At 30.1% G+C, this 12,684-nt stretch carries 8 protein-coding genes; all 8 read left to right on the top strand.

Features of this window, described 5'->3' with window-relative positions; translation table 11 throughout:
- Window positions 1-33 precede the first annotated feature (33 nt).
- The 8 genes from IC175_RS00890 to IC175_RS00925 all read left to right on the top strand — a co-directional run bounded on the left by IC175_RS00890 (window position 34) and on the right by IC175_RS00925 (window position 12,591).
- Entirely contained in the window at window positions 34-828 is a 795-nt protein-coding gene (locus IC175_RS00890; protein WP_227434965.1) for an FAD binding domain-containing protein, read from the top strand.
- The gene (locus IC175_RS00895) at window positions 818-3,109 is read left to right on the top strand and encodes a xanthine dehydrogenase family protein molybdopterin-binding subunit (protein ID WP_227434972.1); all 2,292 of its coding nucleotides are present in this window, start codon (window positions 818-820) and stop codon (window positions 3,107-3,109) included. The genes IC175_RS00890 and IC175_RS00895 overlap by 11 nt, the downstream gene beginning before the upstream one ends.
- On the top strand, window positions 3,110-4,423 hold the full coding sequence (locus IC175_RS00900; protein ID WP_227482577.1) for an amidohydrolase family protein: 1,314 nt from the start codon (window positions 3,110-3,112) through the stop codon (window positions 4,421-4,423).
- Window positions 4,424-4,458: 35 nt separating this feature from the next.
- Window positions 4,459-5,544, top strand: a complete 1,086-nt coding sequence (locus IC175_RS00905) for a dihydroorotate dehydrogenase (protein WP_227434977.1) — start codon at window positions 4,459-4,461, stop codon at window positions 5,542-5,544.
- A gap of 249 nt (window positions 5,545-5,793) precedes the next feature.
- Entirely contained in the window at window positions 5,794-6,684 is an 891-nt protein-coding gene (locus IC175_RS00910) for a hypothetical protein (protein WP_227482578.1), read from the top strand.
- A 1,358-nt stretch (window positions 6,685-8,042) separates the two neighbouring features.
- Window positions 8,043-9,395, top strand: a complete 1,353-nt coding sequence (locus IC175_RS00915; RefSeq protein WP_227823988.1) for a uracil-xanthine permease family protein — start codon at window positions 8,043-8,045, stop codon at window positions 9,393-9,395.
- 107 nt (window positions 9,396-9,502) lie between these two features.
- Entirely contained in the window at window positions 9,503-10,291 is a 789-nt protein-coding gene (locus IC175_RS00920) for an FAD binding domain-containing protein (protein WP_227830593.1), read from the top strand.
- Window positions 10,291-12,591 (top strand): molybdopterin cofactor-binding domain-containing protein, encoded by a 2,301-nt coding sequence (locus IC175_RS00925; protein WP_227434985.1) that lies wholly within the window; start codon window positions 10,291-10,293, stop codon window positions 12,589-12,591. Before IC175_RS00920 ends, IC175_RS00925 begins: the two co-directional genes overlap by 1 nt.
- The last annotated feature ends 93 nt before the right edge of the window (window positions 12,592-12,684 follow it).

Below are 12,684 nucleotides of genomic sequence, written 5' to 3' on the forward strand. Positions count from 1 at the left end.
TAAGTGAAAATTAAATTGATATGGGGAGAGAATATGATAACTATAAAGGAATATGTAGTTCCAAAAAGTTTAGATGAAGCTTATGAACTGCTAATATCAAGAAAAAACAACATAATACTTGGAGGCTGCGGATTTTTAAAACTAGGTAGCAAAAATATTGGTTCAGCAATAGATTTAAAAGACCTAGGTTTAGATTATATAAATGAAACTGAGAATAGTATATTAATTGGAGCAGATACAAGTTTAAGAACTTTAGAATTAAATAAGGTTATTAAAAATTACTGTAGTGGAGTAATTTCAAACGCTGTTTCTAATATAGTAGGAGTTCAATTTAGAAGTGGAGCTAGAGTGGGAGCTAGCGTATTTGCTAAGTATGGATTTTCAGATTTAATACCTTCATTACTAGTAGTAGATGCAAAGGTTAAGTTATATAAAAAAGGGGTTATGAATTTAGCTGATTTTTTAGAAAGTGAGCTTGAAAAAGATATATTAATGGAAATTATATTACCTAAAAAAGATGCTATAGGTGTATTTGATTCAATAAGAAAATGTACAGGTGATTTTGCGGTATTAAATGGGGCAATGTTAAAAGAAGGAAATTCTTATAAAATTGCAATAGGAGCTAGACCAAGAAGAGCAAAGATTGCATACAAAGCAAGTGAAGTGCTAAGCTTAGAAAATGATGCAAACAAAGCTGGAGAGGTATCAAGTGAAGAACTTTCATTTGGAAGTAACATAAGAGGAAGTAAAGAGTATAGAAAAGATATGGCAAAAGCATTAGTTGTTAGAATGTATAATAGTATTGGGGGTGAGTTTAATGGTAAATAAAGAAGTAAGAAAAATAGATAGTGAAGCCATTGTTACTGGTAAACCAATATATACTGAAGATTTAATTTTTCATAGGGATGTTTTGACTGTTAAACTTCTTAGAAGCCCACATGCTTTTGCAAAAATAAAAAATATTGATATAAAAAATGCATTAAAAGTAAAAGGTGTAGTAGATATATTTACTTACAAGGATGTACCAAATTATAGATATTCAATGGTTGGAGAATCATATCCAGAAGCATCACCTCATGACCAATTAATACTTGAAGATATAGTGAGATATGTAGGAGATGAAGTTGCTATAATAGCGGCTGAAGATGAAAGAGCAGCTATTAAAGCAATGAAACTTATAAAAGTTGAATATGAAGTAATGACACCAATATTAGATGCAAGAGAATCAGAAGGTAATAAAATTTTAATACATGAAGAAGATGATTTGTTTTGTCCGTTTGATTTTGGATTAGATGCTACAAAAAATATAGTATCAAGAGAAAAAATGGGTAAAGGTGATGTAGAAAAAGAGTTTAAAGAGTGTGATGTGATAGTAGAAGAATCTTATATGACTCAATCACAAGCACATTGTATGATGGAAACTCATAGAGCTTACACATATATAGATACTAATGGTAGACTAGTAGTAACTTCTGCAAATCAATCAGCTTATCATATGAGAAGACAGGTTTCAAGAGCATTGGGAATACCTCTTTCAAAGGTGAGAGTAATAAAGCCAAGGATAGGTGGAGGTTTTGGTGGAAAAAATATAGCTGTAACAGAGATATATGCGTCATTTGTAACTTGGATGACGAAAAGACCAGCAAAACTTATATATACTAGAGAAGAAACTTTTGCAATGACTAATACTAGACATCAGATGTTTTTTGACATAAAAGTTGGAGCAGATAAAGAAGGAAATATAAAAGCTATAGATATGAAAGCATTAAACAATACAGGTGCTTATGGTGACAATGGACCTTCAGTTTGTTCCGAGTCAGGGCATAATGTGCTTCCAACCTATAATAATGTACCTGCAATAAAGTTTGATGGAAGGACTGTATATACTAACTTAGTTCCAGGGGGAGCATTGAGAGGGTACGGAGCAACTCAAGGTACATTTGCACTTGATTGTGCAATAGACGAATTAGCACATAAACTTAATATGGACCCAACAGAAATAAAATTAAAAAACATTATAAAAAAGCAAACTGAAGGCGGAATAATGAATTTTCCAATAAGAAGTTGTGCACTTGATGAATGTATAATTAGAGGCAAAAAGCTAATTGGATGGGATGAAAAATATCCTGTTATAGATATTGGGAATAATAAAGTAAGAGCTGTTGGAATGTCAGTTGGAACTCATGGTTCTGGTATAGCTAACATAGATATGGCAATAGTAAATATGAGAATGGATGAGGATGGAACTTATAAGTTATTTTCTGGGTCTTCAGATTTAGGAACTGGTTCTGATACAATACTTGCACAAATTGCTGCCAAGACACTAAATACATCTATTGATAGAATTTCTGTTTATACAGGAGATACAGATATGTGTCCATATGATACTGGAGCATATGCTTCTTGTACTACTTATGTAACTGGAAATGCTACAATAAAGTCAGCTGAAAGTTTAAAACAAAAGATATTAAAAGTAGCACAGAAGAAATTAGACCTACCAATCGATGATTTAATGCTATATGAAGACAGAGTTTGTTATAGTGAGGATGTAGAAAAGTTTGTTTTATTAAGTGAATTAGGAAGAGAATCTGTTGGTGGTGGAAATCAAGATGTCTTATACTCATCTGAATCTTATGGGATAAAAGAGAGTGCAAAACCATTTTTAGCAGGTTTTGCAGAGATTGAACTAGATAAAACAACAGGTGAGTTTAAGGTGATAAACTATGCTTGTTCAACTGATTGTGGTACAGTTATGAATCCTGCACTTGCAAGAATACAAGTTGAAGGAGGAGTAACTCAAGGTATAGGGCTTGCAATGTATGAAGATCCTAGACATGGTTCTGATGGTAAACTTCAGACTTCTAATTTGTTACAGTATAAAGTTCCAACAAAAAAGGATATAGGAAATATATTAGTAGATTTTGTAGATAATTATGACCCAACAGGACCATATGGAGCAAAATCTTTAGGAGAGATAGTTATTCATACGCCAGCACCAGCAATAGCAAATGCAATTTTTAATGCAGTAGGTGTGAATATAAGAGAACTTCCTATAACTTCTGAAAAGGTTTATATGGCTATGAAAAAACTAAATCAGGGAGGTAAATAAATGGTTGCTATAAAAAGTAAATACTTAATATCTTCTGCTGATGAAATATATACAAATTATGCTGTTGTAATAGAAAATGACATTATAAAAGATATATTGCCAAATGAAGAAGTTGAATTAAAATATAAAGATATTTCAGAGATAATAAATAAATCAGATGCCATAGTAATGCCAGGCTTTATCAATGGGCATATGCATCAATATGGAGTGCTTTCTAGAGGAATACCAGCAAATGTACATTTTACTGATTTCGAAGGATTTTTAAATGACTATTGGTGGCCGTTTATAGAAAATAGAATAGGACTAAAGGAAGTAAAAGCCACAACTAAAGCATCTGCAATAGAACTTATAGAATCTGGTGTAGTAGCATTTTGTGACACATTAGAAGCTCCAAATACAGAAAAAGGAACTTTAATTGAGCAAGGGAAGATACTAGAAGAAATAGGAATGAAAGCAGTTTTATCTCTAGAAAGTTGTGAAAGAATAAGTTATGAAAATGGGTTAAGATGTTTAGATGAAAATTCTAATTTAATAAAATGGAGTAGAGAAAACAGTAAATTAATAAATGGAATAATGTGTACACATACTAGTTTCACATGTTCAGATAAATTTATCAAAAAAGCTAAAGAAGATGCAAGAAAATTAGAGGCACCAATGCAATTTCATTTATGTGAGAGTATATATGAACCAAACTACTCTAAAAAACACTTTAATAAAAAAGCAGTTGATTACTACAATGATTTAGATATATTAGATGAGACTGTATTAGCGTCTCAATGTGTAAAAGTAGATGATGAAGAGATAGACATATTAAAGGAGAAAGGTGTAAAGGTAGTTCACATGCCTCTTAGTAATTGTGAAGTAGGTGGCGGTTTTTCTCCAGTTCCACGAATGATTAAAAAAGGCATAAAAGTAGCATTAGGCACAGATGGATATATAAATGATTTTTTTGAAGTTATGAGAGGTGCATTTTTAATGCATAAATCAGTTGAAGAAGATGCATCTGTAATGCCCGCAAGTTTAGTATTTAAGATGGCAACAGAACATGGTGCTTATGCATTGGGACTTCAAAAATCAGGAAAAATAACAGTTGGTAATAAAGCAGATATAATAGTTATGGAAGATGAATTTAAAACTCCTGTAACACTTGATAATATATTTGACCAGATAGTAGTGCAAGGTAAAAAAGAATTTATATCAAATGTATACATAGATGGTAAACATATTTTAAAAGAAAAACAATTGGTTAACTTAGATAAAAAAGCTATTGTTAAAGAAATGAAAGATGTTGCCTGTGAATTCTGGAAGTTTTAATAAATGTAAATAAATATGAAAAGGGGAAGTAAATAATGTATAATTTTTTAGGGAAAGAATTAAAATCACCTTTTATAATAGGTTCAGGTCCGTTGACATATAGTGCAGCTGGATGTAAGATACTAAGTGATGCAGGAGCAGGAGCAGTTGTTACTAAGACAATAAGAAAAGAAAGAGCTATAAATCCAGCACCTCATATGGTGAGAAATACAGCTAATGCTCTTTTAAATAATGAGAAATGGACAGATTTTGAACCAGAGCAATGGATAGATTTTGAAATACCACAAATGAAAAAAGATGGAACTGTATGTATAGCTTCAGTAGGTCATACAATAGAAGAAAGTAGTGAACTAGTAGAAAAGATTGCAAATGCAGGAGCTGATTTTATAGAGCTGGTATCTTATGACTATAGAGATTTAATACCAATGCTTAAGGATGCGAAAGAAAGAGTGAATATACCAGTAATAGTTAAACTTCCTCCTATGATAGATGAAATAGGGGCTTTTGCTAAAAAATTAGAAGAAGCAGGAGCAGATGCAATAACTGCTTGTGATTCTGTAGGACCAGCACTTAGAATAGATATAGAAACTGGCCAACCTTTATTAGGTGGAAATGGAATTGGATATTTAAGTGGAGAAACTATTAAACCAATAACTCTACAAAGAATATATGAAATAAAAAAAGAGGTAAATATACCTATAATTGGATTAGGTGGATGTGTAAGTGGAGATGATGCTTTAGAGATGATTATGGCAGGTGCTGACTTCGTTGGTATATGTTCAGTAGTAATATTAAAAGGAGCTCAAGTAATAGCTAAAATACACAATGACCTAAATTCTAATCTTGACAGACTAGGATATAAAACTATAGAAAATGCTTGTGGGGTAGTACATAAGCATATGGGAGAGGTAAATGAAAGACTTAGTTTTGAATTTACTTATGATGAAGAAAAGTGTACTAAATGTAAGATGTGCGAGAGAGTGTGTGCATATCAAGCTAGAAAATTAAATGACAAGATGGAATTAAATGAAGGTGAATGTAGATATTGTGGTCTTTGTATATCAGTATGTAAACCAAAGGCACTTGGAAGAAAGATTTCATGTCCAGAATTAAATGCATAAGATGTTTTATAAAAAATATAACTTCAAAAGATAAAAATTTATATACAGATAAAGGATACCATATTAAAATGGTATCCTTTTGTTTGTAATTATTATTTTTAGATTTATATCTATATTAATTATTTTTTGTAGTAATTATACATAATAATTTTAATAATTAAATTTATAACAACTATTTTAGAGATATATGTTAACATTGTATAGCATTTGTATAAGATGTTATAATAATTAATAGGGATGGTGATGTAAGTGGAAGATAAAATTTTAGAATTATTACATATTATAAATAAAGATGTGGTTAGCATGAAAAATGACATGTCAGAAGTAAAACAAGAAATAAGTGTAATGAAAGAAGAAATAAGCGAAGTGAAACAAGAAATATGCATAATAAAAAATGACATGTCAGAAGTAAGACAAGAAGTAAGTGTGATGAAAAAAGAAATGAATGAAGTAAAACAAGAAGTAAGTGTAATGAAGAAGGAAATGAGTGAAGTAAAGCAAGAAGTAAGTGTAATGAAGAAGGAAATGAGTGAAGTAAAGCAAGAAGTAAGTGTAATGAAAAAAGAAATGAATGAAGTAAAACAAGAAGTAAGTGTAATGAAAGAAGAAATGAATGAAGTAAAACAAGAAGTAAGTATAATGAAGAAAGAAATGAGCGAAGTAAAACAAAAAATAAGTGTAATGAAAGAAGAAATGAATGAAGTAAAACAAGAAGTAAGTATGATGAAGAAAGAAATAAATGTAGTGAAAGAGAATTTACATGAAGTTAAATTAGAAATGAACTCTATGCAAAATCAAATAAGTAGTGCAAGTAAAGATATAAGTGAAATTAAAGCAGAAAGTATTGTAGTTAATGAAAAACTATATGAAATAGATGTTAAAGTAGATGCCTTAGAATCTGAAGGAAAATCAATTAAAGAACAACAAATTGAACAAAATAGTATTTTAGGAAGTTTATTACATAACTCTGAAATAAATAAAGCTACTCATGATAATATGGAACATAGTATAGCACATATAAAAGGTGATACAAACTCCATAAAAGAAGATGTTTCAGAAATAAGAAGAGATTTAAATTTAGTAGAATTAGCTACAAGCAAAAATTGGAGCGATATTGTAAAATTAAAATCAGCTAGATAATCTTTTAATTACATTAACTTATCATCCATAAAAGTATAAACTTTCATATAAAAATAGATGCTTATAATAGTCTTACTATTTATTATAAATTTTAGAAATTAAAATAAAAATTTGAGAAAAGATCATTTGAAAAATACTTTTGGTCTTTTTTTTTATGTAATTATAAAAATATCATAAAAATAAAATTTAAAATTTGCTTAATAAAAAATTACAGAACAGTTGGAATAAGTAAATTTTTATCAAGGAAAGTATAAAAAAATTATTCTATGCAAATGTATGCAAATATTGGCATTAAAATTGCTGTATAGAAATAATAAATAGTAATGTACATAAAGATTGTATTATACAATAGTATTACTATTTTTAATTATAGATATTGGTTTATATCTATATGCTAGATAGAAACTTGTATGTTTTATGTTGCAGATACAAATATAGTAAAGGAGAGTACATGGGTACAACTGAGATACATAGCTTATTAAGTTTTTCTGTCTTATGATAATTATATTATAAAATATTCATAAATATTTTGATTTTCAATTTGAAAATTATTTTATGCTTAAATTAATTATTATGTAATTAATTTAATAACAAAAACAGTGAAAGAGTAAATAATATTATTTACAGGGGGTAATAAAAAAGTATATTAAATAAGTTGTACTTTTAGCCCCGTACATAAAGAAATTTATGTAGGACACAACTTTAAAACCAGTAAATCCTAAAGCCTTGCAACTACAATAAAAGATAGAAAGAAACTTTTATGAATGTGGTGAAAACCAGAAATAATAGCAAGGATGGTATATGGTGAGAGCCTAAGTACTTTACAATGGACATTTGGTCTCCAAGCCTAGAAATAGGAAGGTCAAACGACTATCTCGAAAGAGAGTACACTATAAGCTATTGATAGTGGAAACGGGTTGCTCTTAACAGGTAATGCTGAAGATGAAGAAATAGTCTACGCTCATATGAAAGTATGAGGTCACTTAAGATTAAAGTGGCATCTATAAAGTAGCGTTTATAGGTAAATGTTTAAAACTTACAAGATATAAATACTTATGAAAACTTATAACTTATAATGATTAAGATTGAAAGATTTAGATTGGATTAGAATTGTTGTAAAAAATTTTAAAGTCCATAGCTACAATACTCTTATATTTGTAAAGCACTATAGAACATATACAAAATAATAGAATAAATTTAATTGTTAATAATTAAATTTGTTGTACGTGATTTTTAAGTATAAAAACTTAAATGTATTACTGAGTATAGTAAGATTTATAAAAGTCATTTAATTTAATATATTAAATTTTTAAGTATTTATATAATTCAATAAGTTTTATGTAACGGGAGTTTTTATTATGAAAGCAAAAAGTACATCAAAATTTGAATTAGACGGAATACCACCACTAAAGGAAGCAATACCTTTGGGGTTACAACACTTAATGGCAATGGTAATAGGTAGCTGTTTACCAGCGATACTAGTTGCAAATGCGGCTGGACTTAATCATAAAATGTCTACACTATTAATTCAAGCTGCTTTGATTTTTGCAGGATTATCAACTTTGTTACAATTATATCCAATACCACTATTTAAAGGTTTTAAATTGGGAGGAGGAATACCAGTTATAATGGGAGCTACAGCAATGTTTATAGGAGCTGGAGTTTCTGTTGCAGGCAAGTATGGATTACCTGTCTTATTTGGCTCTCAAATAGTCGCTGGTATAGTGATAATCATAATTGGTTTTGGTCTTAAAAAAATAAGGTTTATATTTACCCCAGTCGTATCTGGTACTATAGTTGCATGTATGGGTCTTGGACTTTTTCCAATAGCTATAAAAAACTTAGCTGGAGGTATGGGTAATGAGACATTTGGACAACCAATTAATTTTATAGTTGGAATAGCTGTATCACTTATGATATTAGGATTAAATAAATATGGAAAAGGATTGTTTAAAGATGCATCAATATTAGTTAGCATAGTTTTTGGATATATTTTATCACTAATTTTGGGAATAGTAAATTTTTCTTCAATTCAAGAGTTTACTTTGGTTGCACTTCCAAAACCACTTGCTTTTGGATTGGATATAAAGCTTGAGGTTGTAGTAATGTTTTCAATAATATATTTGGTTGAAATAGCTGATATTATGGGAGCATGTACACTTTCTACAGTAGGAGGACTTAATAGACAAGTTACAGATGAAGAACTTTCTTCTGCTGTTTTAGGAAATGGAGTATTATCTACAATAGGAGCATTATTTTCTGCTACTCCAATGGGAATGTTTGGTCAGAATTCTGCAATCGTTTCTAATACAAAAATTATAAGTAAATTTGTATTAGCTATTGGAGGCATTGGATTATTTCTGGCGGGAGTATCACCTTTATTAGCTAATTTAATCAGAACAATACCTCCTTGTGTGGTTGGAGGAGCAACACTCGTAATATTTTCAACTCTTACAACATCTGGATTAAGACTTGTTAGTATGGATGGTTTTAATCAAGAAAATAGTATGATATTAGGTCTTTCTATGGCAACTGGGATAGGATTTATGGTAGTTCCTCAGGTTCTTGAAAAATCTCCAAAATTTATAGAAACACTACTTGCAGATTCAAGTGTAGTTTCAGGAGCTATGGTTGCTATAATAGTTCAAGGTTTATATATGATAAAATTTTCAAAAGGTAAGGACAATAAAAATAAAAAGGAAAATATATAGAGTAAAAAACTAATAGAATTAAATTAAGTTTACTATATATTTATAAAAATAAAGCAAAGTACTTAGTAGGTTTCAAGTTTTAATAAATATAATATAAGGGGGATAAGATGGTTACTATAAAAGAATATTCTGTTCCACAAAGCCTAGAAGAAGCATATAAAATTTTGATTTCTAAAAAAAATAATGTTATTTTAGGTGGTTGCGGATTTATAAAATTAAGCAATAAAAACATAGGAACAGCCATAGATTTAAAGGATATAAATCTAGACTATATAAAAGAGGATGAAAAAAATATACTAATAGGAGCAGATACATCTTTGAGAAGTTTAGAAATAAACAAAACTATTAAAAATTATTGTAGTGGAATAGTCTCAAGTGCTGTTTCTAATATAGTTGGTGTTCAATTTAGACAGGGTGCAAGAATTGGAGCTAGTGTATTTTCAAAGTATGGTTTTTCTGACTTGATTACAGCACTTTTAGTTGTTGGTGCGAAGGTAAGGTTATACAATAGTGGAATATTAGAGTTAAATGAGTTTTTGGATAGTGAATTAAATAAAGATATATTAATTGAGGTAATACTTCCTAAGAAAGATGCAGTAGCTGTATTTGATTCAATAAGAAAGTGTACAGGAGATTTTGCTATATTAAATTCAGCTATGTTAAAAGAAAATGATACTTATAAAATAGCAATTGGAGCAAGACCTCAAAGAGCTAAATTAGCACTTGAAGCAAGTCAAATATTGAGCAAAGAAAAGGATATAGATAAAGCATCTATTATTGTAGGTAAAGAATTAATTTATGGAAGTAATATGAGGGCAAGTAAAGAATATAGAATAGATATGGCAAGTGCACTGCTTAAGAGGATGTATAGTGCTATTGAGGGAGGTAATAAATAATGATTAATAAGGGGATAAGAAAGATAGATAGTACAGCAATTGTGACAGGAAAGCCACTATATACTGAAGACCTTATTATGCATAAAGATGTTTTGACTCTTAAACTTCTTAGAAGTCCACATGCACATGCCAAAATAAAGCATATAGACACGTCAAAAGCTGAAAAAATTCCAGGAGTTGTAGGAATTTATACTTATAAAGATGTACCACAAGTTAGATATTGTGTTCCAGGTCAAACAGAACCAGAAGCATCTCCTTATGATAGAGTTTTACTTGAGGATACAGTTAGATTTGTTGGAGATGAGGTAGCATTAGTAGCAGCAGAAGATGAAAAAACTGCACTTAAAGCTTTAAAAATGATAAAAGTAGAGTATGAGATTTTAAAGCCTGTATTTAATGCAAAAGAAGCAGAAGGAAATGAAGTTATTATACATCCAGAACAAGATATAGTAGAACCGTATCCTTTTGGATTAGATGCAAAAAATAATATAGTATCAAAAGAGTTTTTCGAGTTTGGTGATGTTGAGGCTAAGCTTAAAGAAAGTGAATTTGTGGTAGAAGCATCATATAAGACTCAAAGTCAATCACATTGTATGATGGAAACTCATAGGTCATATGCATATAAAGATATAAATGATAGGATTGTTGTTGTGTCATCATTACAATCACCACACAATGTAAAGAGAATACTTAGAAAAGTATTGGGGATTCCTTCTTCTAAAATAAGGGTGATAAAGCCTAGAATAGGTGGTGGATTTGGAGGAAAGAATATAGCAGCAACAGATATATTTACTGCATTTGTGACTATGAAAACTGGAAGACCAGCAAAATTTGTCTTTACAAGAAGTGAAACCTTTGTAGGTTCTAATAGTAGGCATGAAATGTTTTTTGATGTTAGAGTAGGTGCAGACAAAGAAGGAAATTTAAAGGCGATAGAATTAAAGTCACTAAATAATACAGGTGCCTATGGTGGTAATGGAGTTTCGGTTTCTTCAGAATCAGGTCATAATACATTACCAATATATAATGATATTGATGCTGTTAGATTTGATGCTAGAACAGTATATACTAATAGATTACCAGCAGGTGCACTTAGAGGTTATGGAGCTACACAAGGCATATTTGCAATAGATAGTGCTATTGATGAATTAGCCAATAAGATTGGTATAGATCCTCTTGAATTTAGAGTTAAAAACATAATAGATAGGTACACTAATGGAAAAGCAGCAGAAGAAGAAATTCTAAGCTGTGAATTAAAACAGTGTATAGAAAAAGGGAAAAAATTAATTAATTGGGATGATAAATACCCATGTAAAGATATAGGTAATAACAAGGTGAGAGCAGTAGGAATGGCAGTGGCAAATCATGGTTCTGGTATACCACGTGTAGATATGGCAACAGTGACTATACGAATGGACGAAGATGGGACATATAAGTTATTATCTGGTCTTGCTGATTTAGGTCAAGGTGCTGATACAATTCAAGCACAAATTGCTGCAGAGACTTTAAATACGACTGTAGATAGAATATCTGTTTATACAGGTGATTCAGACCTATGTCCATATGATACAGGTGCGTTTGCTTCTTGTACTACAACAGTTACAGGAAATGCAACAATAAAAACAGCAAATAAATTAAAAGAAATAATACTTTCAGTAGCAGAATCAAAACTAGAGTCTAAAAAAGAGGATTTAGAGTTAAGTAAAGATAGAGTTTTTGTTAAGAATGATGAGAGTAAATTTGTGTTATTAGAGGAATTAGGAAGAGAGTCAGTTGGAGGTATAGGGTTTTCAAGTGACGATGTACCAGTTGTTTTAGAAGCAACAGAATCATTTGGTATGTTAAAAAGAATAAAACCATTTATAGCAGGATTTGCTGAAATAGAACTAGATAAAAATACAGGAGAATATAAGGTAATAAATTTTGCATGTGTACCTGACTGTGGTACGGTTATAAATCCAACATTAGCGAGAATACAAGTAGAAGGTGGAGTAATGATGGGGATAGGGTTTGCAATGTATGAAGACCCTAAATTTGATAAAGATGGAAAGTTATTGACAGACAGTTTCTTGCAGTATAAGGTTCCTACAAAAAAAGAAGTAGGAAATATATTAGTAGATTTTGCTGATAATTTTGACCCAGGAGGGCCTTATGGAGCTAAATCTTTAGGAGAAATAGTTATACATACGCCAGCACCAGCAATTGCAAATGCAATTTTTAATGCTACTGGAGTTCGTATAAGAGAGCTTCCTATAACTTTTGAAAAAGTGTACATGGGGATGAAAAACAACAACAAATAAATTTAATAAATGATATACTATAAAAGTATAAATTTAAGTTATTTTGCAAAATAAAGTAATTTAATAGACATTATATATGGTGCTTTATAAAAA

The sequence above is a fragment of the Clostridioides sp. ES-S-0123-01 genome, assembly GCF_020658415.1.
Lineage (GTDB): Bacteria > Bacillota > Clostridia > Peptostreptococcales > Peptostreptococcaceae > Clostridioides.